21 protein-coding genes are annotated in these 25709 nt (G+C 58.8%); 12 read left to right on the top strand and 9 right to left on the bottom strand.

Going from position 1 to position 25709, the window contains the following annotated elements; translation table 11 throughout:
• Window positions 1-268 precede the first annotated feature (268 nt).
• The 9 genes from GFS31_RS19340 to GFS31_RS19300 all read right to left on the bottom strand — a co-directional run bounded on the left by GFS31_RS19340 (window position 269) and on the right by GFS31_RS19300 (window position 11946).
• Window positions 269-901 (bottom strand): hypothetical protein, encoded by a 633-nt coding sequence (locus GFS31_RS19340; RefSeq protein WP_198808459.1) that lies wholly within the window; start codon window positions 899-901, stop codon window positions 269-271.
• Between the two features lie 72 nt (window positions 902-973).
• A complete protein-coding gene (locus GFS31_RS19335) occupies window positions 974-1645 on the bottom strand; it encodes a hypothetical protein (RefSeq protein ID WP_198808458.1) in 672 nt (223 codons plus the stop codon).
• 56 nt (window positions 1646-1701) lie between these two features.
• The gene (locus GFS31_RS19330) at window positions 1702-3408 is read right to left on the bottom strand and encodes a hypothetical protein (protein WP_198808457.1); all 1707 of its coding nucleotides are present in this window, start codon (window positions 3406-3408) and stop codon (window positions 1702-1704) included.
• Between the two features lie 2 nt (window positions 3409-3410).
• Window positions 3411-4175 carry a hypothetical protein gene (locus tag GFS31_RS19325; RefSeq protein WP_198808456.1) on the bottom strand — a complete coding sequence of 255 codons (765 nt, stop codon included), beginning with the start codon at window positions 4173-4175 and terminating at the stop codon, window positions 3411-3413.
• Between the two features lie 43 nt (window positions 4176-4218).
• Window positions 4219-5424 (bottom strand): hypothetical protein, encoded by a 1206-nt coding sequence (locus GFS31_RS19320; protein WP_198808455.1) that lies wholly within the window; start codon window positions 5422-5424, stop codon window positions 4219-4221.
• Window positions 5425-5466: 42 nt separating this feature from the next.
• Complete coding sequence (locus GFS31_RS19315; protein WP_198808454.1) at window positions 5467-6354, bottom strand: hypothetical protein; 888 nt, start codon at window positions 6352-6354, stop codon at window positions 5467-5469.
• Between the two features lie 39 nt (window positions 6355-6393).
• Window positions 6394-9654, bottom strand: coding sequence for a hypothetical protein (locus GFS31_RS19310; RefSeq protein WP_198808453.1), 3261 nt, complete (start codon window positions 9652-9654; stop codon window positions 6394-6396).
• Window positions 9655-9722: 68 nt separating this feature from the next.
• Complete coding sequence (locus tag GFS31_RS19305; protein WP_198808452.1) at window positions 9723-10310, bottom strand: hypothetical protein; 588 nt, start codon at window positions 10308-10310, stop codon at window positions 9723-9725.
• A gap of 121 nt (window positions 10311-10431) precedes the next feature.
• Complete coding sequence (locus GFS31_RS19300) at window positions 10432-11946, bottom strand: hypothetical protein (RefSeq protein WP_198808451.1); 1515 nt, start codon at window positions 11944-11946, stop codon at window positions 10432-10434.
• A 264-nt stretch (window positions 11947-12210) separates the two neighbouring features.
• Here GFS31_RS19300 and GFS31_RS19295 point away from each other — a divergent pair, with 264 nt between their 5' ends.
• The 12 genes from GFS31_RS19295 (at window position 12211) to GFS31_RS19240 (ending at window position 25680) form a co-directional block, all read left to right on the top strand.
• Window positions 12211-13572: an AAA family ATPase gene (locus tag GFS31_RS19295; RefSeq protein WP_198808450.1), complete on the top strand. Its 1362-nt coding sequence runs from the start codon at window positions 12211-12213 to the stop codon at window positions 13570-13572.
• A 48-nt stretch (window positions 13573-13620) separates the two neighbouring features.
• On the top strand, window positions 13621-15120 hold the full coding sequence (locus GFS31_RS19290; RefSeq protein ID WP_198808449.1) for a DNA polymerase III subunit beta: 1500 nt from the start codon (window positions 13621-13623) through the stop codon (window positions 15118-15120).
• Between the two features lie 69 nt (window positions 15121-15189).
• The gene (dnaX, locus tag GFS31_RS19285) at window positions 15190-16569 is read left to right on the top strand and encodes a DNA polymerase III subunit gamma/tau (protein ID WP_198808448.1); all 1380 of its coding nucleotides are present in this window, start codon (window positions 15190-15192) and stop codon (window positions 16567-16569) included.
• 122 nt (window positions 16570-16691) lie between these two features.
• The gene (locus GFS31_RS19280; RefSeq protein ID WP_198808447.1) at window positions 16692-17261 is read left to right on the top strand and encodes an SLOG family protein; all 570 of its coding nucleotides are present in this window, start codon (window positions 16692-16694) and stop codon (window positions 17259-17261) included.
• Window positions 17262-17354: 93 nt separating this feature from the next.
• Complete coding sequence (gene holA, locus GFS31_RS19275) at window positions 17355-18338, top strand: DNA polymerase III subunit delta (protein WP_198808446.1); 984 nt, start codon at window positions 17355-17357, stop codon at window positions 18336-18338.
• 16 nt (window positions 18339-18354) lie between these two features.
• Entirely contained in the window at window positions 18355-20949 is a 2595-nt protein-coding gene (locus tag GFS31_RS19270; RefSeq protein ID WP_198808445.1) for a DEAD/DEAH box helicase, read from the top strand.
• 303 nt (window positions 20950-21252) lie between these two features.
• Complete coding sequence (locus GFS31_RS19265; protein WP_198808444.1) at window positions 21253-22713, top strand: sensor histidine kinase; 1461 nt, start codon at window positions 21253-21255, stop codon at window positions 22711-22713.
• A gap of 59 nt (window positions 22714-22772) precedes the next feature.
• The gene (locus GFS31_RS19260; RefSeq protein ID WP_198808443.1) at window positions 22773-23462 is read left to right on the top strand and encodes a response regulator transcription factor; all 690 of its coding nucleotides are present in this window, start codon (window positions 22773-22775) and stop codon (window positions 23460-23462) included.
• 121 nt (window positions 23463-23583) lie between these two features.
• Window positions 23584-23757 (top strand): hypothetical protein, encoded by a 174-nt coding sequence (locus tag GFS31_RS19255; protein ID WP_198808442.1) that lies wholly within the window; start codon window positions 23584-23586, stop codon window positions 23755-23757.
• Window positions 23758-23906: 149 nt separating this feature from the next.
• Window positions 23907-25070, top strand: coding sequence for a two-component system sensor histidine kinase NtrB (locus GFS31_RS19250; protein ID WP_198808441.1), 1164 nt, complete (start codon window positions 23907-23909; stop codon window positions 25068-25070).
• Window positions 25064-25300 carry a type II toxin-antitoxin system Phd/YefM family antitoxin gene (locus GFS31_RS19245; protein ID WP_198808440.1) on the top strand — a complete coding sequence of 79 codons (237 nt, stop codon included), beginning with the start codon at window positions 25064-25066 and terminating at the stop codon, window positions 25298-25300. The genes GFS31_RS19250 and GFS31_RS19245 overlap by 7 nt, the downstream gene beginning before the upstream one ends.
• Window positions 25297-25680: a type II toxin-antitoxin system VapC family toxin gene (locus GFS31_RS19240; protein ID WP_198808439.1), complete on the top strand. Its 384-nt coding sequence runs from the start codon at window positions 25297-25299 to the stop codon at window positions 25678-25680. Before GFS31_RS19245 ends, GFS31_RS19240 begins: the two co-directional genes overlap by 4 nt.
• Window positions 25681-25709: the final 29 nt, after the last annotated feature.

Here is a 25709-nt window from a genome sequence, read left to right as displayed (position 1 = left end):
AGCCCTTGGCGTCTATGGCAAGGTAGGGTCATCTCTTCCAAAGACTATCTATGGCTACAGCTACCCCTGTCAAAGACGCTGCGGTGCATACCATAATCTTCAACAATGACCGCTACTCCCGCTCTCTACTCGCTAGAGAACTTATTTGAATAGAAACTTGGCGGCTCATGGCAAAAAGACAGCCGCTGGTCATCTCTTTATCAGTTTCTGAACCAAGACCATAGGGCAAAGCCGAAGCCCTGCCCTGGTGCAGCAGTGATGAGTCTCATTAAAGCTCGCTGGGGTCGCTGAGGTCATCATCCGCCCAGTCTGGGGTCGGGCCATCCAAGAAATCATCGTCCTCGTCATCAAAGTCCCAGGCCGCGCGAAGGGCAGGAATGGAACCCGTCAACATTTCGTTGTACTCATAGAGCAGCTTACGGAGCGCCACCACCCGACGATTGTGGGCTTGGCCTGCCTCGCTCTTATCTTCTAGGCGTTGGGCAAAGGTTCGTACCCACACCCGTGGGCCAAGATCTACCCCCTCACTCCCTTCCGGTACGGGCTGAGCTTGACCGTCACCAGGATCATAGTAAGCCTGCGCTCCAGGCACCGGAAAGGCGTAGTGAATCTGTACCGAAACACCCTGGTCTCGATACTGGGAGCGGGTGCGTTTGGCCGGATGATAGACCCAGTAATGGGCCTTATCGAGGTCAAGGACTTCATTCAAAACCCGAATCTTCAAGCCTTGCTCAAGCCACTGCACGCCGTGTTCTCGACCCCGTTCCCGATTGGCCTGAAGGAAGGCATGGGCCTCCTTCGGGTCGGTGAAGGGAAAAGGGCCACGGGTGAGAAAGGCCTGAAGGTAGTCCGGCGACAACACACTCGTCGTTTCGACTTGGGTCTTGAGAGAAAGAGCCATCGGCTAATCACCTATATAATACTTATATACTACTATAGTAGCCTGCGTGGGGGGGAGGGTCAACACAAGGGTTCAAATGGGGTCAAATCGAATTGGAACGCCCTGGCGTGGTTCGTGCCCCAATGCCGCTAACGCTTCCAGTACCTCAATATCAACCCCTTGGGCTTCTGCGGCCTCCAGCAAGAGTTGGCCTGCTTCCACGTTAGCTAGAACCGTTTTCACCGCCTCAACGATAGGATCATCGTCCGGCGTGATGCCCTGCTCGATGGCGGCGACCAAGCCCTGGGCAATGCTTTGGGGTGATAGCTCAACGGCGCTAGGCCGTACTGGAAGGACAGGCCGAGTCGGTTCAGGGGCAGCGGTAATCACAACCCCGGCCTGAGAGGCGTGTTCTGACTGCCGCACATTGAAGGTGTAGAGCCGCAGATCACCGCTGGGTGTGAGGGTCTGCACCTGAAGCGTGGTGACGGGATTCGTGGTCAGTCCGGGAAAGTCTAGGGCTTGAATGGGCGTGACAAACAAGGTCGTGGCCAGCCCTGATTCGATGGGTGCATTACTGGTAAAGACGGTGCGCGAGGGATCCGCCAGATTGACAACAACAATCCGTTCTTGGACGTGGCTAAAGTCGATGGCGGTTGAACGTCCCGGCGCAAGTTCCACGTCGATGAGGTTGCGCAGGGCTTGAGATTGGGGCACCTGACGGTAGGCTGTGGCCTGGGCGGGTGGAGTCACGATGACAGGCATCGCTAGGCAGAAGCTTGCTGAAAGAAAAGGTAAATGACGCATGATGGTGTGGGGATTTAAGGAGCAATCTCTAAAACGCTGTTGACGACCACGGTGACGGCCATCCCTTCGGGCAGGACGGCCACCGTATTGGTATCAATGGCGGCCTGGGTGTTTTGCTCAGAGCGTCGCTGAATGCGGTCTGCAATCGTCTGGCCAAAGCCTTCCAACACGCCACCGAGGAGGCTAGGGTCTCGCGTGGTGCGAATCACGGTCGAACTGGTGCTGTCTCCTGTGGCGGCACTTCTGAATTCTTCTCTGGGCTGGTTCAAAACGGCTCCGGCCTGACCCAGGGCCGATAAGCTGCCCACCAGCAGGTCTTCAGCGGCTAAGTTTGGGCCAAGGTCATTCAACCGCTGAGCCACTAAGGGTTCTGCCCCCTGACCTTGCACCAGAAGCGCCCCTTCGGGTAGGGGTTGCTGAACCGTCTGACCTCCAGCAGGGTAGACCACGGCAATGGCGCTGGCCTGTACCAGTTGATTGTCGGGGCTGACGGTACTGGCCTGAACCACCAGGGTGGTGCCTTGCGGGAGTCCGACTCGCCCCCGTGAATCCGTGAGGTCTTGCTCCAGTTCAATCACAAACCGACCTGCGCCTAGGTCTGGAGATTGGGCTGAGCCTGACACTAAGTCCCATGCCATCGGAGTCACGACCTTGGCCTGCACCTGAGTGCCGAGTTCAGGCTGGATGGGCGAGGGTGGGACGGGCTGAGCCTGACGATGGTGGTGCCAGTCAAGAATGCCCTGAGTGCCCGGTGTGGAGGCCACCAAAACCGAGTCATCGACTGGCGGGGCTTGGGACTGCGTCGATTGAAGCTGAGGTCGAACGGAGGACTGAAACCCAGGCTGAAGTAGGGCTAGTTGAGCCTGAACCGATTGGGCTGATGACTGAGGCAACGCCTGAACCTGAGCAGTCGGCTCACCAATCGACACCCGCTGGAAGGGGCTTTGAGTGGGTTGAGGCTCAACGGGCGCAGCCTGGGCAGAACGGCCAGCCCTCGCCATCGCTCCTTCTAGAGACTCCAGCCCCGCTTGGGCGGTGCCGATTTGAGCCAGTTGTGACCAACGCTCGAAGGGGTCAACGGGGGGTGGGGATGCGGTGGATGGCGTTTGGGTCGTAGCGACAGGTTGAACTGGAGCAGGTCGAGGGGCTGGTTGGGATACGGGGCGAGGGGCTGGGGATGATGCGACTGGACGAGGTGGGGACGGTTCCGGCTCTGAAACGACTTCGTTTTCAGGGGTGTCTTCCACGACCAGTTCGGTGTCCTGGGCCTCTACCTCCTCTAGAATCGTGCGCTGATCCTGAAGCGCAAGCTGACTGCGGAGCCGCGCACTGTCGTCCTGGAACACCAATTCTTCCACCGCTTCCTCTTCGGGGGTTTCGACAACGGGCTGGGGGCGTCTTGTGAGGCCCAACAACAGCAAGGCAACGACCCCCGTCACGCTGCCGAGCACCAGAACCACAGCCATTGTCTTTTGGACGGGCTTGCGGTGGGCCGTATGCACTCGGTCAGAGTCTAGGGCCAGTTCGTGGGCGACGACCGCATCGACGACCCCTGGAGTGTCGAGGTCAGGGTCAGGGTTCGGTGTAGGTTCAACGGCACCGTCTCCCTCAAACAGCCATTCCTGGGGCAGTGGCCCCCCTTGCCCTGCCAGGGCGCGTTCTTGGGCGGGGTCGATTTTTTCAACTGACCCCATCAAACCGATTTCCGTAGGGTTGCTCATGACTAACGTGGATCGAAAGGAACAATGTCAACAATTTGAAGGCCAGACCCCAGGGTGTCGTAGACCAGTTGCTCGACACGGGAGGCCTCATCACCGAGGGGCGAATGGGGAATCTCGACGGCCCGGAGGGTGTAGGTGCGATTCCAGGGAATAGCCCGCTGGGAGCCATCGCGACGATTCAGTAAGCGTCGGGTGGCCACCATATCCACCTCCCATCGGCCTTCGGCGATCTGTCGAGGCTCTGAAATATCCTCAATGGTGATCACCTGGCGCAGATCGCCTGTGAACACCCCACTGGGGACAATCTCAGTAGCAAACATCTGAAGCATTTCAGACCCCAGTTCGGGTTCTAGTAAGAAACTCGCCATCGACACCGAAAACGGAACCCGACCTCGAACGTCCTCCACCGCCACGCCCTCATCGGGTTCATCGGTGCCGGGCAGCGTTCCGTCCCAGTTAAAGCTGAGCATCGTCCAGTCATTGACGACTTGGCGAATCACTTCAGGTCGACGATAGTTCCGTTCCCGTTCACTGACGTAAACGGTGTCGCCGTTGGTGAGTTGCACAAAGGTGGGCTGACGATTGACGATACGATTGACGCGCACCGTCAAAAACAGAATGAACACGAGTGTCACACTGCTGAAGCCCAGAATGGCCAGTTGAAGCAGAGCCAGCAGACTCTTGTTGTTGCCATCTAACAACCGCTGTCTCGACAACCCATGGGCTGAGCCTGGGTTGCGGCTAAATCGACCAATTCTTCCGGTCATAGGTCAAAAGAAATAGGGTGAACAAAGCTTGCAGGGGTGGGCTTTAGCCTGTCGTGGGGCGGCGGTCATCAGCCCGCACTAGGGCGTTGGCCCCTTCAGTACCGGGTGAGCCAGCGCTACTCACTTGATTAGCCATCCGTAACGCGAAGGCACTCCTCACGCCCAGAGCAGCGGTACCGACGAAAGCACCATTGATGCGAGCGACCGTACTCTGCAAGCCCGAATAGACCGCCACGCCCCCGCCTTTGGCCACTAGGCCCGCCACTACCGGAGCGCCGATGGCCAGAAGCAGGGCAAACCCCAGGTCGTTGAGGGTGCTGGTCGCAGTCTGGCCAAGGCGGTTAGCGACTAAGCCGACGACCAGGTTGTAGCCAAACTGCACGCCAAATAAGCTCAAGAAGCCCACTAGCCAAGCAAAGATCAATCGACCCTGGAAGGGCAACAGAGACAAGCCCATGGCCACCGGGGCAAACAGAGCCGTCAGCAGCAGAGCCGCTTCCAGGAGGTTGACGACCATCCACTGAAGCGCATACAGGATGACGCGCACCAGTTGTAGACCGCTATCTTCGATGAAGGTGCGGGGGGCCAGCACCACCCCAGCAGGGCCAAGGACGGCTTGGGTGCCAATGGCAATGGACTGCCGCAGGAGGTCAAAGGTGGTTCCGGCTTCGGCTTCGGCCCGATCCAGGATGGCGTTGGCTTCTTCAGTCCGCTCCACCCGACAGGCCAAGAGTTCTTCGGGGGGCAATCCCATACAGTCGGCATAGAGGTTGATCAGTTGCGTCTCAGCGGCGGCAGAAATGCCCTGGCGGGACATGGCATCGGCAAAGGTCAAGTCAGCCAACTGAACATCCAGCACCGCCCTGACTTGTTCATGGGCAATTCCTCGAATCAGCAAGATAGATCCCGACAGGAGTGCAGCATTATTGGCCAGAAAGAAGACAATCACCAGGGGCCACACAAACATCCGCACCAACTCCAGCCAAGACCCCCGCTCCACGATCTGACTGCCATCCTTGACCGCTAGGTAGAGGAGGCTTAAGGCTCCGAGGATGAGGCCAAGGCGCACCACGCCCGTCCACAGTCCGGTTGGGCCACCGCCAAAGACTTCAATCCAAGCCTGATTCCACGAGTCAATCGTGCCCTGGCTCAGTTCGATGGAGGAGCGCAGAATGTCACTGCCTTCTTCGGCCCCCAACTGGAGGAGGTGCCAATCAACAGGAAGCTGAAACCAAACAAGAGTGAGCATCGTTCCTTGCCAAACGCTGAACGTGACCGGGACTTACACCACCTACTGCTGCGGCAGGGCTGGATTACCGTCAGCCTCAGACCCAGATCCGGTGGTGCCAAGGGAAAACCCACCGGGCATCGTCATCGTGCCAACCTGCTCGATGGCCCGGTTGCCGCTGGCGATGCGCTCTCGACGAGCCAGACTGTTCTGCTGCTCCAAAGCCCGTGCCTGTTGCGCGGCCAGTAGATTGCCCATCGCCCGATCCACCTGAGCTTGCTGACCTTGAGCCACCTGCTGAGCGGCGAGTTCTGCGGCTAGGGAGGATTGTTCTGACAGATTCCTCAAAATGTCCTGGCTTACGTCGCTTTGGGCTGAGCGTTGGGCGGCGGCTTGTGACCCCGATAGCGACTGCTGAGCCTGAGTCGCCTGCTGCACCATCTGAGCTTGGGCCGCTTCGTTCAGGGTCGAACTTTGGGCAACCCCCACCGCTGTTGCCCGCTGAGCTTCGTGGGATTGGTCACGACCGACGCTGTAGCGGCCTGTGTCGGCATTGCTCCCGGCTGGAGATTCCAAAGCCCGTGCCAAGGCTCCGGCTTCTGACCCACTGCCACCAAGACGGTTATCGTCTTCAATCGCTTGGTCTACCGCTTGTAGGTCAGGGACACCAAAGCCACCGAGGAGGTCTTCAAGGAGGGTGCTGGCGGTTCTGGGCAAGCCCCCAAGAAAGTCACCAATACCACCCCAGAGGTTGCCCAGGCCACCGAAGTTGCCCAAGGCTGTCTCAATCGCATCATTGACCACATTACCGAAACCCCCTTGACTGTCATCGACGAAGGATTGGGTCTGGGCTTCCATCGGGTCAACGTCCTGGGCCTGCACGGACGAAGAGGCCAGCGCCAGAACGGCCACCATCGAACTGAGAGTCAACGTCAACAACTTCAAACGCATCGTTTTATCTAGAACTCAACAAAGGCTTCCCATCCAGACCTAGCGAGACGAGACGGGCTGGCACGAATGGGGAGCTGGCGTAACGGGATAAACCTTGGATGGAGTCGGGTCGTCGCTATCGGTAACAGGCTGAGCCTGGACGACCGCTGGCGGCAGCAAGGTCATCAGGTCAACCCCAGACTTGAGGGCGGGGATGTAGCGCCGGGTGAAGTCCGCTAAGCCCTGGAGCCGCCCGATGAAGGTATCGGGGTATTGGGCCATGATGGTGGCTCTAAGCGCCTGTTCGCTTTGACCATTGGCTACGCTGGCCAGCATCATCTCACCGGGATAGTAGCGACAGGGCCAAAACCGATCATCTTGCTCAATCAACCAATAGGTAGACAAGTCCGTCGGTCGAGGCTTGGCGGCATCGCCCGCATTGGTGGCCACGATGCCAGCAGGATAGGCCAGGTGCCGCTCAAAGGAGGCCACCGCTGCACTGGTGATACGGCCCGTAATTTTGTAGTTCAGGTTTTGCAGGATTTGGGCTGACGTCGCACAGTCGGCGATGGCATCCGGGTCTTGGGCAATCAACAGGACGCTGATGCCGTCCTTGCGGCCCGTCGCACAGAGGTCGCCCACCATCTGCGCAAAGCCGTCCCGCTTCAGCAGCACGGATTGTTCGTCGCCCACAAACAAACTACGGGGATGGGTCAGGGCCGTGCGGATGCAGGCCGCATGGGCATTGATGGCCATCAGGTAAGCGTCTTGGCCACTCTCGGCATTGAGGCCAGACAGGGCAAAAAACGTAATGGCCGGATTGGGGTTAAAGCTGCTAGGCTCACTCAACACGCGCCCCACCTCCGAGACAAACAACGCCTCAAACTGGGTCACGATCTGATTCAGGGCACGCTTATCCAAATCCTCAAAGCTGACCAGGTTCAACCGTTCTCGCGTGCAGTAGCGCTTAAAGTCCTTCAGAGTCGGGATGTTCTGCCATGCCTCCGAGGGCCACCCCACCGCCATGGCCTGGTGGTAGCGCTCGACGATGTCGGAATCTCCTAGGAACGTCTCTAGGGCCAACCGCAGCAAAGCGTCCACCCGTTGGGCCAGTTGCGGATCCTCGAGCTTGCCCATCACAATGATGTTCAAAGGCCACAGCACCATCTCCTTCCAGGTCTCTAGGCGCTGCTGACGGGTGGCTTTATCGAAGTGCCGGAGGTCAGGGGGTTCTAGCAGGTTCGAGTGGGAGCGCTTTAGGTCGATGTAGGCTCCCTCTCGGCCCAGCAGACCAATCAAGGTCTTGAAGGTGCTGTCGCCCCCACTGGATAAGTCCATCCCCACCACCGGAATGTTCTGGGCCAGACTGTCGATTAAGAAGCGACAGGCCAACACCGATTTACCGCTGCCGCTGGTGCCCGTAATCAGGGCTCGCTTGGCCTGGGTGAATAGGTCAATGTAGAGCGGTTTGCCACCCCGTGCGGTGATGAACTCAACACCACGACGGTCTACGTCCTTGGGCACGGTCAAGGGCAGCAGACCCGCGACGGTTTGGGTGGTTGGAGTCAGGCGACGCTCATCGGACACGAGGCTGCCGTCTTGCAGCAGACGCGAGCAGGTAATCGGCAAGGTCTGAAGCCACAGTTCCCAGGCCACATGGTTTTCGCGAATCACCACCGCTGAATCAAAGGCATTGGCCAACATCTGACAGGCCAGGTCGAGTTCGCGTAGGCTTTGGCGATAGACCAACATCATCGGCGCACAGTGGACAGCTTTAACGCCCTGATACAGATCCAACTGAGCCTGGAAGCTTTCGTTCTGCTTCACCTCAGCCCCCGCATCTCGGCCCTGACCCTTTTGCAGGGAACGACTCGACGCACTGCGGGCCTGTTTGGCTTGCTTGGCCAAATTGTCCTTAATTAACAGGTCGCTGGCCGTGGTCACTTCGCACCAGATCTCACTGTCGTAGACAAAGCCCGCACTCGAACATTTCCACATCCAGCGCAGTTGCTCTCGCACATTGGCCCATCCGGCGGGCGCATCCTCCATCACCATGACGCCCACGTAGGGACGAGCCTTGCCGGGAAGCTGAATACTGTCCGTCATCTCGCCGTGACTGGGGCAAGCCGATTGGCCCTTCGTGCCCTCAATCAACAAGGTGACGGGATGCTTCGGCGTCGAGATGCGCTCACTCAGGTGGTAGCCCGTGTCGGTTTCACGCAGGGATAACACCTGGGGCACAGGGGGAGCCGTTGTGTCATTGAAGCGATGCCAGAGCCAGTCCCATAACTCGTCGGTGCTACAGGGCTTTAGCGATAGGCCCGCTTTGGTGTTGAGCACCGCTTCCCAGGGCAGGAAGCCTTGGTTAAAGGCCGCCAACAGCAGCCGGGTATAGTACTGCTCTTTGTAGGCCAAGGTGTTGCCCGTGATGTTGCCCAACACGGAACCCACCATGCCCTGCACCGTACCCAGGCATTTATCCCACCAGTCGCCTGTGGGCCGCACGTCTCCGGCACTCGCCGTCCAGGTCACGAACACCCGTTGCTCCCAGACCTGACGCTGGCCGGATTGGGCCAGGTCGCGCACGCGGTTTTGCTCATTGCGCAGCAGCACGGACACCGCTGAATTCGACGCCTGGTTCGCTAAGTCCTCTAGCTCCCGCTGGCGAACTTCGTCATCACTCAACCCGCCCATGCAGAAGGTCAGACGCTCTCCGGTGGGCAGGTATTTGAAGCCTTCTTCGAGGCCCGCTGCGGCACTCATCAATTCCTCTTGGGTCAAGATGTCGTGCCAGCCCTGGAGCGTAAAGCCAAACACGAACTGGTATTGCCGCGCCCCCAGTTCCAGCAGGTAGGCGCTGATGGTGCGTCCGTCTTTATGAATTTCGGCCAAGCAGCACAGGTTGAGATAGTTTTGAAAGGGCATAAACGTCCATCGGCCTCCCTGGTCTCGTTTCACCTGACGCGGTTTCAATCGAGGTCGAGCAATCTTGTCTTGGTAGAGTCGTTGGGCCTGAACCGTTCGGTTTCGAGGCAGCACGGCGATGTAGCGTTTGTGGCCATTGCACCAGTCCTTGCCCGGTGGGTTACGCCATTGATTGACGTAGTGGTAGGGGCGCTTTCCGGTCAGCAACCACCAGCTCACCATCAGCACCAACGACACAGTAAAGAAGGTCGGTAATCCTAGGCCAAGAAAGCCTTGAAGCAGGACGTAGGACACCACCAGGATGCTGATCCAAGGCACCAGTTGATTGGCAGGAATTGGGCCAATCGAGGCTTGCTTGCCCAGGATTTTGTTGTAGCGAATAAAAGAGTTCGTCATGGTTCTTGTCTCTGCGAAAGCTCCAGGGCAACGTGAACGCCCCTTGGAGCCCTGAACCTGGTAGCCTGCTAGACCGCATTGCCAATGAAGATGAACGTCACCACGTCGATAGCGATGACGATGGCAAAGGCCAGACCGACTTGGGTGACGATGGGCCGCCAATCATTGCCCTGCTGCGCCTGGTTGTAGGCAAAGAGGGCCGCAGCGGCCACCAAGAGCAGGAACACCCCTCGAATCAGGTTAAAGACCAGACCAATCACACTGTCATCGAGGGTGGCTCCAGCCCCACCACTCTGAGCTTGAGCGGCAAGGTCAATAAAAAAGGCTTCTAGACCACTGAGAAACAGGGCATGGGCAGGTTGGATGGCGCTGGCTAAAAGCGTTGTAGTACTAATGGCCACGACCACATGCTGCACTTTAATCCGGCGACCGATCCATTGGTCTAGGATGGGCGTGGCCTGAAGCATCTGCCAAGCCGCGAGGTACACCATACTGCTGAGACCGAGCACCGCAAAGAAACCCGGTTGACGAGCGGCCATGTACACTAGGCCCGCCCCCATCCCGGCTAAGCTCAATCGGTCGAAGGTCAAAGCCCTCGTCTTATCAGACCGTCGTTGAATGCGCTGAAGGGAAGCACTCGAAAACTGACCAGTCATCGCTTGATGTCTCCTTAAACAGAATGGATTGAACAAACATCTGGCAGGCCATACCGTCAAAGGCCGAGAGCGGCTTTGAATGGCTCGATAGTCAGCCCACCTTCTGGCTCAACGCTGGGGGTCAAGCCTGCATTTGAGACAGCGTTCGTTGGCGCTTTGGCCGGACTCGTTGATCGCCCGATTGACCCAACCGCGATGGAGATGAGACCCCATTCTGAGCCCTAGGCCCAGCTCGCTCCGCCGCCACGTCCTGACCAGGAGCTGCGAGGCCAACGTCTTTTTCAAGCCCCGCTAGCCGCTCCTCAATGTGGTCTAGCGTCTGATGGATTTTGGACAAATAGGCTTCTAGTGCATCGAGCCGCTGACCGATGGGAGCCTGCGAGTCCAGCTTGGGTGCCCGCAGTCGCTCGGTCTTCGAGTCGGATTGGCCTAGGGCCGAGACCCGCTCATTCAGGTCGTTGACGCCCTCCGTCTGCGTCTCCAGGCGAGTGGTCGCGGCGGCTTCACTCGACGATGGGCCTGACGGACGGGGTGGCGCAGAAGCCTGCGCTGAGTCGGCTGAGGCCTGACCTTCACGGGCAGCAAACGCATCCTCAACTCTGACGAGCCGTTCCGCCATGTGACGGCTCCGTTCCTCGGTCGCCTCAATGGCCTGACCGAGAGCCACCAGTCGTTCCCAATGACGCTGGTGACGGCTCTGCTGAATCTGCTTAACGACCTCAACGCCCAGCATCGTCGCCGCCGCCGCCACCGCCACGACCTCACCTGCATCGGCCATCACCGTGACGCCATCGGGGGTGCTGCTGGCGAGTCCCGACAGCGTACTGGCCGCATCCGACAGCGTCGAATCCAAGGGGTCACGGCCTAGTCTAGGCGTCTGGGCTGGGTGCGAGCGGGGCCGCGGCACCCCATCGGATGGAGGTGGCTTAGGGGTCTCTAACCTCGATAGGAGAGGCCCACCTTTCGCCGCAGGGGTGGGTTTGGGAGCGGATGGTGACGTCTGAGACGGAGGCTCAACCCAAGGCTCATCCGCTTCATCGTCACCCCAGTCGAGGGACGATAACTGAGCCAGGGCGGTGTCCTGGGATGAATCGATGTCTAAATCATCCGAGGCAAAGGCATTGTCCTGAATTGCTTCGCCGTCATCCGCGCCCCCTGAACCATCCTCGGCAGGCTCCTCTAAGGCATCATCGAGCAGGTCATCAAATCCTGCGGTATCGTCAAGCCATGTAGACGAATTAGAAGCGCTTTGTTGACGAGACCGAGCCACGCTAGCAGTGGGCGATTTTCCAGACGATTCCTGACGATCTAGACTGGAGCGACGAGCAACCTCAAGGCCAAACTGTTCACAGATATAACTCCCTGTAATCGATGGCAACTCGCCTTCGGGCTGGTTCTGTATCTTCTCAACATGTCGGGCTAAAATCGCACCCGTTGAGGTCTTGTGTGACCCCACCTGACTAAATCGAAAGTTGTGGCCTTCACCCACGATATCGGCCTGAATACCGTAGTCTTGCCTCAAGACATCGGCAAAATCATCGAGGGTTTGAATCGTAACCTGACCCTCCATCGCCCGGTCGTGTAAGTTGTTAATGCTAGCCCAAATATGGTTGATGACATCACGATCTGCGCTCACTTCGGGTCGCAGATACTTGCCCCCTGAACCTGGATTGGGATGGGAATGAGCTAAAGATTTTCCTAAAGCCATGGGTTTTATTGCTTGCTTAGATTCATTTTTTACAACCAACCCTTAGACAACCTCTATCTATCGGTAGAAATGGATGAATTTGGGGGTGACTTCATTCACCAGAAACAGGCTTCAATCCTGGATACAAAAGTCTGGAGCCATTCAATCTTGAGGGCTATCGCCCAAATTTTGGATGTTTCTAGGTTTTTTGTGATGAATACCGAAACCAATCCAAAGGGCTTCGATTTTCGCGCCGTGGTGCCCCAGAACGAACAACAGGCCGCCTATCTATCCCAGGGTGCCGCGTTGCTACAGGCCCAGCCTGGTACCCCAGAGTCCCAACTTCTTGGGATTGGTGCTGCCGGGAGCGGCAAGAGCTACCTCAACATGGCGCTCGTGGCCGCCGCCGTAGACCGGGGCTTCCGAGTCGCCTGCGCCACGCCGACCCACAAAGCCCTGACCATCTTGCAGCGCTCGGCTCGGCAGTACGGCATCAGCCACCAAATCACGTTCTGCACCATCCAAAGCCTGCTGGGGCTACGGCTGAACGCGGGCGAGAACGGCAAAGAACTCCAGCCCGTGGACGCCCCGACGATTGGCTGGTATGACCTGCTGCTGGCCGATGAAGGCTCCATGATCAACCAGGCCGTGTGGAACTTCATGCGGCCCTACCTGAGCCAGACCCGGTTCTTGGGCACGGGCGACCCGGCCCAACTCTACCCGGTCGGAGAGGGGCTGAGTCCCTTCTTCAAGTCGGGGATGACCCAGGTCAAGCTGACCCAGCCCATTCGCCAAGCGGAAGGCCCGCTGATGGATGTCGTCACGGCGGCCCGTCGAGCTGTCACGGCTAAGAAACGGAACTACACCTGGTTTAAGCCTGACCGCAACGCCATCAACGCCGACGGCACCCCCATGCGCGTCTCCCGCAAAGCCCTGGTTCGATCTGTCCTTGCTAACATCGACCGCATCCAAGACAACCCGGACACCTTCCGTATCGTGGCCTTCCGCAATGCCACGGTGGATCAGTATAACCGGGTGATTCGACGAGCCGTGCTGGGGCCCGACGCACCTCAGTATGTGCCCGGAGACCGACTGCTGGCCAAAGACCGAGGGGTCAACTCCCCCGATGGACAAGAGACCCTGGTGCATACCGCCATGGAGATGGAGGTCTTAGAAGCCGAAGAAACGCACCTCGATGGCTATGCGGTCTGGAAGCTACGGGTCATCGTCGAAGGCGACCGTTCCCCCATCACGATCTATGCCCTTCATCACGATGACCAGGCCCGCTTTGAGCAGGAATGCGAGGACTTGAAGGCCGCCGCCCTTCGTAATCGGTTCCTGTGGCGACGCTACTACGAGCATCTAGAACGGTTCCCCAACCTCAAACCCTGCTATGCCCTGACGGTGCACTACAGCCAGGGCGGCACCTACCAACACTGTGGTGTCGATGGCAAAGACCTCGACACCTGTCGCCATGCGGGCCATGACTCACCCTTGAGCCGCGCCCGATTCTACAATCGGCTGTGGTATGTCGGGCTGAGTCGGGCGGCTCAGAACGGGTATTTTGTGGTCTAGGTGCCCCGCTATCGCTGGGAGGGTGAGCCGTCCTAACGATAGCGAACCATGCCCACCCAAACCCGCCAAACGAAACCTAAAGCCACCCCGGAATCGGGCCAACCCGAACCGAAATCACGTCCGGCCAAGGCCACGACCACCCCTAAAGCCACTCAAACGGGAACGAGTTCAACAAAAGCCAAGACTCGTTCGGCCAAATCGAGCCAAGCGAAGACGAGCCAAACCAAAGCCACTCAAACCGAAGCACCCCAAGCGGACGCTAAACCCGCGAAAACCCGTTCAGCCAAGACCGCTCAAGCGGATGCTCACAAAACTCAGGCCAAACCCAACCCGACTGCGCCCGTCGCCTTCTCCATCACCGCCTTACAGAGCCACTTGAGCACCCTACTCAGCACCGTCGCCCCGGCGATCCAGGCCAACCCCACCAACCCTATCCTCAGCTATCTCAAGATTGAGGCTTTAGACGGGGCTTGTCGCATCACGGCCACGGATACGAGCTATACGATTACGGCCACCGCAGAGTGTGACACGCTGCACCCCGGCGTGGGTCTGCTGCCCGCTCAACTGGCCCAGGTCATCCAGGCTATCCCGGCTTCAGAAACCCTCGCCTTGGTTGGCTCCACAGTCGAAGAGGCCACCAAAATAGAACTCAGTAATCCATCAGGGGTCATCTCGACCACCCCGATTAGTCTGTCGGTAGATCAGTTTCTCATGGCCGAACTGACCCACCCTGAGTCTCACCACACCCTGCCCGCTGAAACTCTGAAACTGGCCTTACAAACCGTTCTAGGGTCAGCAGGCGCTAAAGATAAAGCCGTCCTCCATGGGGTTCATCTCACCGTTGAGGGCCATACGGTGGTCTGCGAAGCCACGGACGGTCATCAGATCGCGATGGCCTCGATGGAAACCCAAACGCTAGGTCGCCGCCGCCGCCAAGCCGCAGAATCTGAACCCGTCGATTGTCGCATTCCCCTGGACACGGTCAAAGCGCTGATTAAACTCCTAACTCAAGCGGCTAAAGACAGCGACGTTGGCCTTCGGCTTGAGACGGGGGAAGCGCCCAAGGCCCAGTTCCAGATTCAAACCGATACGGCCCACGTCACCTTGACCTGCCACTGCCTTGCAGAGGCTTACCCCAACATTCAGCAGGTGATTCAACCCTTTACCTACGGCACCTCAGCTCTAGTCAACCGCACCAGCCTGCTGCACCAGGCCCAGGTGATTAAGGCCATGGGAGCCAAGACCCCGGTGGCCAAGCTGACCTTGAGCGACGCTCACCTCCACCTCTCGATGGACGGCAATGCGGTATCGGGCACTCAAACGGTGCAGGCGGCTTTGGACATGCCAGACCCGACCTTCGAGACCGCCCTTAACCTCGACCTCTTGATCAACTTGGCCCGTTCGGCCACAGGTGAGCAACTGCGGCTGGAATTTGGTAGTCCCGAAAGCCTGATTAAGCTCTCTCCGGTGGCGTCAGACCTCGAGGGGCTAGGTGTCGTGGGCTACATGATGCCTGTGAGAATCCTCAGCCCCGACAAGGCTCAGTAAAGAATCCGCCACGCCCCAGCGCAGGTCTTAGGCTTGCGCCTGTTTCATGTCCTTTCATTCCCTCAATCCATGAACCTCCATCTGACCTATCGACCCCAAACCCTCGCTGACCTGGTGGGCCAACCTGCCGTCCAGACCTGCCTGACCCAAGCCCTTCAACGCCACCAGATTGCTCCGGCCTATCTCTTTTGCGGGCCACGGGGCACGGGCAAAACCTCCACCGCTCGCATTCTCGCCAAGTCCCTCAACTGCCTCAGCCACGATGGCCCCACCGACATGCCCTGCGGCACCTGCGGCACCTGCAAAGGCATCGTGACGGGGTCGGCCCTTGATGTCACCGAGATGGATGCCGCCAGCCATGGCGGGGTTGACGATGCGCGGGAACTGGTCAAGACCTGCCAACTGGCCCCCGTTCAAGGCCGCTACCGGGTCATCATCCTGGACGAAGCCCACATGCTGACCTCCCAGGCCCAAAATGCCCTGCTGAAGCTGATTGAAGAACCACCCGCCCGCGTCGTCTTTATCCTCGCCACCACCGAACCCCACAAGGTGCTGCCCACCATCGCAAGCCGCTGCCTCAGCTTCGAGTTCAGGCCCATCGCCCAAAAGGTAATCAAGGCTTACCTCACCGAAATCGCTAACGCAGAAGGCATCCCGGTCAACCCCTCGGCCATTGAGGCCATGGCACGACTCTGCCAAGGTGGGCTCCGCGATGCCCTCCAACTCCTAGCCAAGGCCGCACTCTTAGACCATCAGCCCGTCACCGCCCAAGACCTCTATCGCCTAGTGGGTCAGATCGGCCCTGGTGAGCTAAAGTCCCTCGTTACCGCTATCCAGACCCGCAACGTGGTGACGCTGATGCAGGGCAGTCGAGACCTGATGGAGGCAGGCCATACCCCGGAAGCGGTTCATGGCGCACTGCTCGCGGTCTACCACGACCTGCTGTTGTTGCTCGAAGCCCCAGGCCAAACCCAACTCCTCACCAGTCTGCTGACCAAACAGCAACTGGCCCCCCTGGCTCAGGCGACCGATGCCCAGCAGGTCTATGACGCCCTCGATGTCCTAGACGGGGCCGAACGACAACTTCGATTTAGCCCCACCCCCCAGCCCTGGCTAGAGGCGACCCTGCTCAAGCTGATGCCTGAGCGCTCAAGGCCCAGTTCCACCCCCGACCTCACACCGGAGCAGGTCTGGCGTCGGGTGCTGGCTATCGCCCAACCCAAGGCGAAGGCGCTGCTCGAAACCTATTGCCAGTTGAGCCACATCGACTTGAGCCGAGGCGTCGCCACCCTCGTGGTGGATGCCGCGAAGCAAGCCACCCTGACGAAGCACAAGGGCAAGGTGCAGGGCATCGTCGAGGACGCGGTGGGCCAGTCTATCCAGCTCACGCTGGTCTTTGCTGACCCCGACCCTGACTACGAAGCGGAACTGGCTGAGGTCGCAGGGTAGGCGCAAACGCTGAGTCTGGCTCATCTGCTATCGCAGACCGTGGGTAGGTTCAACCGAGGGGCGCTTTAACCGAATCAAGGGTCCCTCGCTTCTGCCCTGTTCTTTTCGCCCAGGTTCATTCCATGACCACCCTAACCCTCCCAAAACCCGATGCCTGTGGGGGAACGGTAAAGCCCACTCACCCAGCACCCCCGACCTGTGATTGGGTGCTGGGCGTCACGGGCCATCGTCCCCACAAGCTCGCACCCAAACCCCAGTGCTACTCCAAAGCCTTTCGGGTCGGTTTGACCCAGTTCGCGATGGAGCGCTTGGCCGACATCCAGCCCGAACAGGTCATTTCAGGCATGGCGCTGGGATGGGATCAGGCGGTGGCCATCGCCGCCATTAGGCTCAACATTCCCCTAATTGCGGCGATTCCCTTCCAACGCCAAGCCTCACGGTGGCCCGCAACCAGTCAGCGGCGCTATCACCAGATTCTGGCTAGGGCGGCACACGTTGAAATCCTCTCCCAAGGCGGCTACTCACCCCAGGCGATGCAGGCCCGCAACGAGTGGATCGTCAACCACAGCCATCACCTCCTCGCCCTGTGCAATCCCGCCCAGCCCGGAGGTACCCGACATTGTCTGGCCTACGCCGCTCAACAGCGTGTCCCCATCATCCACTGCTGGGACGCCTTCACCCAGACCGTCTGACCTATCCAGCTATCGCTGGCCCCCCGTGGTCCACGATGACTCAGCCGCTCTCCGTTAGCGTGACCGGATGTCCAAACGGAGGACGGCTTTCCTATGCCCCTTACGGAACACCTACCCATGCCCCTCACCCTACTGGTCGGTGACGATACCCACCTCATTCAAACCCACCTTGACCACCTCAAAGCCGAGCTTGACCCCGCTTGGCGCAGCGTCAATGTCCACACCTTTGAGGCCGCCCATCTCAAGGCCGATGACCTCAGCCGCCTGCTGAGAACCCAGGTCTATCCCACCGCCTGTAGTCCCCCGATGGCAGGCGACACCAAGCTGGTCATTGTGACGGAGGGTCGCCTCAGCGCTCAGCATGGTGAAGATCTCGCCTGGGTGGACGGGATGCCCAACACCACCCACCTGGTGCTGTGCCTCGATGCCCTCGACAAACGCACCAAGGTCGCCAAGCGCTTGATTCAGCACGGCACCCTCTACCCCTACACCGCCCTCAGCCCTTGGGATGAGGCAGGCATCAAGGCGGCGGTTAAAGCCCAAGCTCAAGCCTCAGGCGTACAGATGGGCCGTGGCGTCTTGAGCTACTTAGCCGAGGCGATTGGCAACGACCGACAGCGGATGGAGAGCGAACTCACCAAACTCACCCTGTGTCCCCAGCCCGTCACCCTGGCCTTGGCCCAGGCGCTGGTGCCGAACCAAACCCAAACCGCCTTGCAACTGGTGGATGCGGTACGCCAGGGCCAGCCCGCTCAGGTCGCCACCTTGTTCAACGCCCTCGACACGGTGCATCCCGGTGTCATCCTCCACACCGCCCTCAGTCAGTTTCGCACCTGGTTCAAGGTGAAGGTGGCCCTGAAGTCTAAGCACCTGAAGACAGACACAGACATCGCCCAGTTCGCAGGGCTGGGCAATCCCAAACGCCTCTATTACCTGCGTCAGGAGGTGAACTCGGTCTCGATGCGTCGCCTGTCTGAAACCGTGATTCGACTGCAAGCCCTATCGACAGAACTCAAAACAGGCCTGAGCCGCAGAGCCCTGGGTATCGAATTGATGCACCTCGCCCACCGCCCTTAACCCGTAGGAGACAACCATGGCCAACCCCAATACCTTTGCCGATATCTTAGCCGCCACCTGGGCGACCCCTTCCCCAGATCACCCCCCCACGTCGTTCGCCACAACGCCCACGCCCCCTATCGACATCGAGGCCGTCCTCACCGCCATGACTCAATGGGAAACGACCCTCCCCGGTCAAGCCCCGAACGTGCAGCCCATCCCAACGTCGGTGCCCAAGGCGCTCCGACAGGCCTTGGCCCACATTGGCATCGACGCCCTGTACAGCCACCAAGTCAAGGCGTATCAGGCTATCAAGCGGGGCAAAGACCTGATTCTGACACCCCCCACCGCCGCCGGGAAAACCCTCGCCGCCTACATCCCCATCATCGAAGGGGCACTGACAAAAGGCCATCGTTGTCTGTCCCTCTATGGCCTCAAGGCGCTAGCCAGTGACCAGGAAGCGAAACTCTTAGCCCTCCAGGCCGCCATGCCCAATGCGGGTCTCACCGTTGCCAAGCTCACCGGAGACCTTCAGGGTGGCGATGCCCGGGATGCGGTTTTGGCGGATGCTCCCCACATCCTGGCCATGACCCCAGACTTGCTGCACCATGAACTCAGGCGGGTCTACTGGTCGAACCCTTGGCAGCAGTTCATGGCCCAACTGCGCTACGTCGTCATCGATGAACTCCATGCCTACCAAGGCGTGTTTGGGGCCAACCTCTGTTGGCTGATTCGACGATTGAAGCTGGTCGTCGATAAGTGTGGTGGCGACGCAGACCAGATCCAGTTCATTGGCCTATCGGCGACCGTCGGCAACCCCCGAGACCTCGCCGGACGCTTAATCAGTCGGCCTGCACTGAACGACGACGGCAGCAAAAACACAAGGCTCACCTGGCTCCACAAGAGCGGGGCCAAGGCTCCTGATAAGCGACTGGTCGTGACCCGCCCCAGCCGCAATATCAACGAAGACACCGCCCACCTGATGCTTCAGTTGATCCTCGCCGGAAAGCAGGGCATCACGTTCTGTGGCTCTCGCAATGCCACCAAAGCCATCACCAAACTGCTGGCCGACAAAGCCACGCACCAAGGTCAGCCCCATCTCGCTCACCAGGTGGCGAGCTTCTATGGCTCCCTCGATGAGTCCCGCCGTCGAAATATTGTCGAACGCCTAAGCGCTGGCGAGCTTCGCTGGATTGTCGCCACTGAAGCCTTAGAGGCGGGCATTGACCTACCTCAACTGGATTGCTGCATCCTGCGAGGCTTTCCGGGCAACCTGATGAGCTTTGGTCAGCGGATGGGACGGGCAGGCCGCCAGAACGACGGTCTCGCCATCTTGGTTCCGATGGGCAACAGCTTGCTCGATGCCCACTACAGCCAGGAAACGGAGTTGTTGGGTTCGCCTGAAGCGGTTCACTTCAACCCCGATTATCCCGTCATGGTGGCCAAGCATCTGCTCTGTGCCGCCAAAGAAGCGGGGTTTAAGCTGAATGAAGTGGAGCCTTATTTTGGCAAGGCGGCGGTGCCCATCGCTCGGCTGTTGCTGACTCAAGGCGAACTGCTCCAGCGCCGCGATGGCGGACTCTACGCCAAGGGCTACCCCCACGGAGCCGTCAACTTTCGAGGCACCATCTCCAATGAGCAGGTGCAGCTCGTTGATGCCAGTTCTGGCCAGACCGTTGAAACGATGGCTTTGCCCATGGCCCACCGGGAAGTCCACGAAGGCGCGATCTACCAACGCCAGGACGACGACGGTGTGATGGGTAGCTACAAAGTCACTCAGTTCGAGCAGGGCCAAGCCACCTTGCAGCCTTTCGCTAACCCAGAGGTCTCGACCCAACCTCTCGGCCAGCGGGCCTTAGTGCCCACCCAAGCCCTCACCGAGCCTGTGCAGGTACCGCTCAACTTTGGTGAGGGCCACCCACCCGGCCACCTCACCCTGAGCCTCAGCTTTGGCCAGATCAGCCAACTCATCACCGACTACCAAATCCTGAGCAAGCGCTATGAGCCGACCTGCCTCAACGATGCCTGTAGTCGATTCAAGAAACCCTTGAACGGTCACACCCATTGTCCTAGTTGTGGCAAAGCCGCTCGCATGGGCACCGTCGTTGAGGTGCTGGACACGCAACCCCTAGACCACCACAAGTACACCTCCCACTTCGATAGCCCGATTCTGACCGCTACCTTCGATACCGTGGCGCGGGGCCATCTCGAAGACTATGCCCGCAGTCTGAAGATGCAGCTTCAAGATCACACTGACCGGAACCACTATGACGCCCTCTGGGATCACCCCAGCGACTTGATTGCGATTCATAGCCTGGGCCACCAACTCATGCTGGCGCTGCCTTTGGTCGTGCTGCACAGTCAGCAGGATCTTGAATTCCTGTGTCAGGAGGCCACCCTAGGAGCCTCCTCTGGGGCCTGGTTCGATGTCAGCGATGGCGGCAACGGGGCCACGGAGTCCATTCTGCGCTATTGGAATCAACTGGTACCTAAAGCCATCGCCCTGGTCGAAGGCTGTGACTGTGTGGCCGGATGCCCCAAGTGCCTCTCCCAATGGCACTGCCCTGACCATAACCATGCCCTGCTCAAGCAAATAGGCCTGGTTGTGCTGAAGGCGGCTGGCTCAAAATAGCGACCCGCGTCGATTCAAACCGTTACCGAACAAGCCTTTTCAATCTCGGATTGAGCCTACATCTAGGGGTTGAAATCCTTGATTCCTGAATCATCCGGGATGATGGGATGACAACCTCTAGCTTGAAGGCGTTTCCTGAACTACAGTCGAGGCGATCTGAGAGCCTTTCTGCGTAAGATTGGTCTATCGCTCACTCCGCCGTTAGTTGCTGCGGTTTTATCAGGAAACTCTCAGGTGGGGTTGCTAGGCTTAAACCCGTGAAACGCTCGGGTTAGCGAATCTTTGACCATCCCTGGGGAGACCATGGCTACGGTAGGGCACCGCTTACACACCTTCCTCCACCGCTGGGTTGACCTCAGCTCCCTTCAGGTGAGGCTAACCACTGGGGTGGTTTTAGCCTCGTTGGTGGCGATGGCGGGGTTAACCGGGTGGCTGGGCTGGCGCACCCAGGCCATTTTGCTGGATAGCCATGTCCATCAGGCCAGTTTGATTGTGGCCCGCTTTCGGGAGGATGTGGATCTCTACGCGAATCAGATGCCGCTGGATATGGCGATGCAGAAGGTGATTAACCACCGCACCACCGGGGATTTGGCCCTTTGGGTGACGACTTCGACCGGGGAGGTAGTGGCCCAGTCGGAAACCCTCACCATGGGATCGTGGCAGGGGTCTGGGGTGGCCGAGAAACTGCTCACGATGGCCATGGCGGAAGGAATCGCGATCCAGCCCATTCAGACCTGGGTGTTTGTGGTCTGTGCCGAACCCTTGGCAATGGAGGGCTTTACTACTGCAACCCTGCACCTCGCCAACGACATCACGGCGGAATACCAAGGGCTTCAGCAGTTACTACGGATGCTGTGGCTGACGGGGTTGGTGATGGTGGCGCTCCTCGCCCTGGTCTGCACCCTTTATATCCGTCGCGCCCTGAGACCGATTCGTCAAATCAACCACCTCGCCAGCCAGGTGACGGCGGAAACCCTGGGCCACCAATCGTTTACCCTGCCTGTGGCCCCGACGGAGGTGGCGGAGTTGGTGCAGACCTATAACCTGATGCTGACCCGGCTGGCCAAGGCTTGGGCACAGCAAAAGCGGTTTATTAACGATATATCCCACGAGCTACGCACCCCGCTAACCCTGGTGCAGGGCTATCTAGACAGCACCCTACGCCGAGCCGACACCCTCACCCCACCCCAGCGCCAAGGGCTAGAAATTGCCGCCACCGAAACCCGCCGCACCATCGACCTGCTAACGAAACTGCTGGAACTGGCCCGCCTCGACAATCACCAGCGGACATTGCCCCTAGCCCCCGCCGACCTGGTGGCCATCGTCCAAGCTGCCATCGCCCTGGTTGAGGATCAGACGGCTTCCCTAGCCGATGGCCTGTCACGGATTAGCCTGGAGGCTCCGGCAACATCCCCAGTGGTGCAGGTGGATCGAGACAAGCTCTGTGCGGCCTTGGTGGAACTGTTGAACAACGCCCTACGCTACTCCACCCAGCCGATTCGGGTGCAGGTGTTGACCCAGCCGGATTGGGCCTTGGTGCAAGTCCACGACCAGGGGCCAGGGATTCCGGCCCAGGATCAAGCGGCGGTGTTCGATCCGTTTTACCGGGTGGATGAGGATCGTTCTCGCCAGGGCGGCGGGACTGGCTTGGGTCTGACCCTGGTGCGGTTGTGGGTGGAAGCGATGTCCGGCCAGGTGAGTTTGCGATCCCAGCCCCAGCAAGGCTGTGTGTTTACCATTGCGCTGCCCCGGTCGGCAGAGTAGCAAGGGCGAAAATCGGTCACAGAAGAAATGGGTCACGGAAATAGGAGGTAAAGGCCACAATGGCGGCAAAGATTTTAATGGTGGACGATGAGGCAAATCTGGCCCAGTTTGTGCAGCTTGAGCTGACCTACGAAGGCTACGAGGTCAGCGTGGCCCACGATGGCCTGTCGGGGTTGATGACCGCCCGCGAGCAAGATCCTGACCTGATTATTTTGGATTGGATGATGCCGGGGCTGAGTGGGGTGGAGGTCTGCCGTCGCCTGCGCCAAACCGGATCGAAGACCCCGATCATTTTGCTGACAGCCAAGGACGACATCAGCGACCGGGTGGAAGGGCTGGATGCTGGAGCCAACGACTATGTGATCAAACCCTTCAGCATCGAGGAACTGATGGCACGGGTGCGGGCACACCTGCGTTCCCTCCAACCCCCGGAGGCCGAACAATGGGTCTATGCCGACCTCACCCTAGACCGCAAGAGCCGCCAGGTCAGCCGCAATGGGCGATCCATTGAGCTAACCGCCAAGGAGTTTGACCTGCTGGATTACCTGATGACCTATCCCCGCCAAGTGCTCACCCGCGACCGCATCCTCGAAGAAGTGTGGGGCTACGACTTCATGGGCGACTCCAACATCATTGAGGTCTACATTCGCTACCTGCGCCTGAAGTTGGAGGCCGAGGGCGAACCCCGCCTGATTCAAACCGTGCGCGGCGTCGGCTACGTGCTGCGAGAAGCCGCTTTCTCAGCGTAATCTCACGATATTCTAGGCAATCGTCTATCCGCCGCTTAGGGAGGACTCAGGCCAGCCTCGCACCATGGGAACTGTAAACCACACACAACACGAGGGACATTTCCCTCCCTAGGAGAACCCCATGAAACGGACGCTCATCTCTGGTTTGACGATTCTGATCTCCAGCTTGACCCTGGCCTCAGCGGCGATGGCCTCCCAAACCACAATCCACGATCCAGCCGCAGACTTAAATGGCGACGGCATGGTTAGCCTGGGAGAACTGGTGGACTACAACCGCGACCAGCGTGGATCCTAGCTTAAGGTTTGGGCCGTAGCCATCATCGCTATGCCCAAACCTAGGACAAACTCAAATGGCTCAAGTCAAGATTAGCTAAGGACTTGGGCCATTTTTGTGATCTGTTACCATGGTAGCCCAAGCCATTGGGCCACACATTAGGGTACGCCATGACCATAGGGCCACCAGGAGAACGGTCGGAATCATGGGCCGATGATGCGTCAGCCGTAGTTGATGGATCACCGTCAGAGAGCGAACAACGGCTGCAAACCATCTTTCACCATTCCAACGACGCCATTTTTTTAATCGACCCCCAGGCCGACCGCTTCCTGGAAGCCAACCCAAAGGCCAGTCAGATGTTGGGCTATAGCCACGAAGAACTGCTGACCACGGTGGCGGTTTCCGCCATTCATCCCCATGACCTATCGGCCTTCCAAGCCTTTGGCCGGACGGTATTGCAGGAGGGTCACGGCTGGACAAACGAACTCTCCTGCATGACCAAGCTAGGGGAAACGGTACCCGCCGAAATTTCGGCAGCGGTGGTGGCGCTGGAGGGACGGCAGTGCATCATCTCCATGGTGCGAGACATTACCGAACGCAAACAGGCCCAAGCCGCCACCGAGCGATTGGCGGAAATTGGCGAACTCGCCGCCATGATTGTCCACGAAGTCCGCAGCCCTCTTACCACCATTCTGATGGGGCTGGAGTCTTTTCGGGAGATGCCCCTACCCGACCGTGCCCAGCGACGGCTGTCCCTCGCCCTAGAAGAAGCGGATCGCCTGAAGCAACTGCTCAACGAAATTTTGCAGTACGCCCGCGAACCCGTCCTAGCGCCCCTCCCCTTTGAGTTGGTCGCCTTTGCCCAGCAACTCAAGGATCATCTCTCCACCCTGCCCATGGCCCAAGGGCGGTCGCTAGTGCTAAAGTCTGACCTCCCCGAAGCCTGGATTTTGGGCGATGTGGACAAACTCAAGCAGGTGTTCATCAACCTGATTCGCAATGCCTGCGAGGCTGTTGCCCCCGGCGATAGGGTCACTTGGCACATCGCCCCTGCCCAAAACCCTAACGGCCTAACCGTGACGATCCACAATGGCGGCGACCCGATTCCGCCAGCAGTGCTCGCCAAGATGGGGCACCCCTTTTTTACCACCAAGCCAGGGGGGAATGGTCTGGGCCTTGCCATCGTCAAACGTATTGTGGAGGCTCACGGGGGAGCTCTCACGATTGAGTCCACCGCTGAAGCTGGAACCACCGTTTGCGTTGTGCTGCCCCGTCGCGAAAGGGATATATCCGGTCAAGATTTGTCGAGCGATACCGAGGAAAACCTATGCTAAACATCACCATTGATGACCTTCAGCGTGAGCCGCTCAAGTATTTAAAACAGGTCGAGGCGGGTGAGACCCTGGTCATTTTTAGAGCCGATCAGCCCATTGCTGAGCTGAAGCCGATTACCACGAGTAAACCATTACGACCCTTTGGTTTGTGTGCAGGGGAGTTTACCGTTCCAGAGGATTTTGATGCTTCCTTGCCTGACGATATGCTGAACGCCTTCGAGGGAAAATGAGAATCCTATTAGATACGCATATCTTTTTGTGGTTCATCAATGCTGACATTCGGTTGTCCACAACTATTCGAGATACAATTCGTGATCCAGACAACGACGTTTATCTAAGTTCAGTGTCTATCTGGGAAGTCATCGTAAAATACCAGTTGGGTAAACTTTCTTTGCCAGAATCTCCCGAAACCTACTTGCCCAGGCAACGTGATCTTCATCAAATTGATAGTCTTGCACTGGATGAAATGAGTGTGATTCAATTGACTAAACTACCCCTATCACATCGTGATCCATTTGACAGAATGCTGATCTGTCAGGCGTTGCGGAACGACCTCACAATTGCGACCGTAGATTCAGCGATTCGTGCCTACTCCGTGAGTGTCATATAGCTGTTCAGCAATGCGTTGGTGTGGAAGGA

Source organism: Leptolyngbya sp. BL0902, assembly GCF_016403105.1.
In the GTDB taxonomy this organism is placed as follows: domain Bacteria; phylum Cyanobacteriota; class Cyanobacteriia; order Phormidesmidales; family Phormidesmidaceae; genus Nodosilinea.
Note: the sequence above shows the minus strand (reverse complement) of the source record. Positions and strands in the feature narration are given on the sequence as shown.

Coding starts and splice junctions, on each gene's coding strand:
- GFS31_RS19245 (WP_198808440.1), top strand. CDS start 25,064: ATGCTAAACATCACCATTGATGACCTTCAGCGTGAGCCGCTCAAGTAT.
- GFS31_RS19325 (WP_198808456.1), bottom strand. CDS start 4,175: ATGACCGGAAGAATTGGTCGATTTAGCCGCAACCCAGGCTCAGCCCAT.
- GFS31_RS19315 (WP_198808454.1), bottom strand. CDS start 6,354: ATGCGTTTGAAGTTGTTGACGTTGACTCTCAGTTCGATGGTGGCCGTT.
- GFS31_RS19335 (WP_198808458.1), bottom strand. CDS start 1,645: ATGCCTGTCATCGTGACTCCACCCGCCCAGGCCACAGCCTACCGTCAG.
- GFS31_RS19255 (WP_198808442.1), top strand. CDS start 23,584: ATGAAACGGACGCTCATCTCTGGTTTGACGATTCTGATCTCCAGCTTG.
- GFS31_RS19280 (WP_198808447.1), top strand. CDS start 16,692: ATGACCACCCTAACCCTCCCAAAACCCGATGCCTGTGGGGGAACGGTA.
- GFS31_RS19290 (WP_198808449.1), top strand. CDS start 13,621: ATGCCCACCCAAACCCGCCAAACGAAACCTAAAGCCACCCCGGAATCG.
- GFS31_RS19250 (WP_198808441.1), top strand. CDS start 23,907: ATGACCATAGGGCCACCAGGAGAACGGTCGGAATCATGGGCCGATGAT.
- GFS31_RS19340 (WP_198808459.1), bottom strand. CDS start 901: ATGGCTCTTTCTCTCAAGACCCAAGTCGAAACGACGAGTGTGTTGTCG.
- GFS31_RS19270 (WP_198808445.1), top strand. CDS start 18,355: ATGGCCAACCCCAATACCTTTGCCGATATCTTAGCCGCCACCTGGGCG.
- holA (WP_198808446.1), top strand. CDS start 17,355: ATGCCCCTTACGGAACACCTACCCATGCCCCTCACCCTACTGGTCGGT.
- GFS31_RS19305 (WP_198808452.1), bottom strand. CDS start 10,310: ATGACTGGTCAGTTTTCGAGTGCTTCCCTTCAGCGCATTCAACGACGG.
- dnaX (WP_198808448.1), top strand. CDS start 15,190: ATGAACCTCCATCTGACCTATCGACCCCAAACCCTCGCTGACCTGGTG.
- GFS31_RS19265 (WP_198808444.1), top strand. CDS start 21,253: ATGGCTACGGTAGGGCACCGCTTACACACCTTCCTCCACCGCTGGGTT.
- GFS31_RS19330 (WP_198808457.1), bottom strand. CDS start 3,408: ATGAGCAACCCTACGGAAATCGGTTTGATGGGGTCAGTTGAAAAAATC.
- GFS31_RS19240 (WP_198808439.1), top strand. CDS start 25,297: ATGAGAATCCTATTAGATACGCATATCTTTTTGTGGTTCATCAATGCT.
- GFS31_RS19260 (WP_198808443.1), top strand. CDS start 22,773: ATGGCGGCAAAGATTTTAATGGTGGACGATGAGGCAAATCTGGCCCAG.
- GFS31_RS19310 (WP_198808453.1), bottom strand. CDS start 9,654: ATGACGAACTCTTTTATTCGCTACAACAAAATCCTGGGCAAGCAAGCC.
- GFS31_RS19295 (WP_198808450.1), top strand. CDS start 12,211: ATGAATACCGAAACCAATCCAAAGGGCTTCGATTTTCGCGCCGTGGTG.
- GFS31_RS19320 (WP_198808455.1), bottom strand. CDS start 5,424: ATGCTCACTCTTGTTTGGTTTCAGCTTCCTGTTGATTGGCACCTCCTC.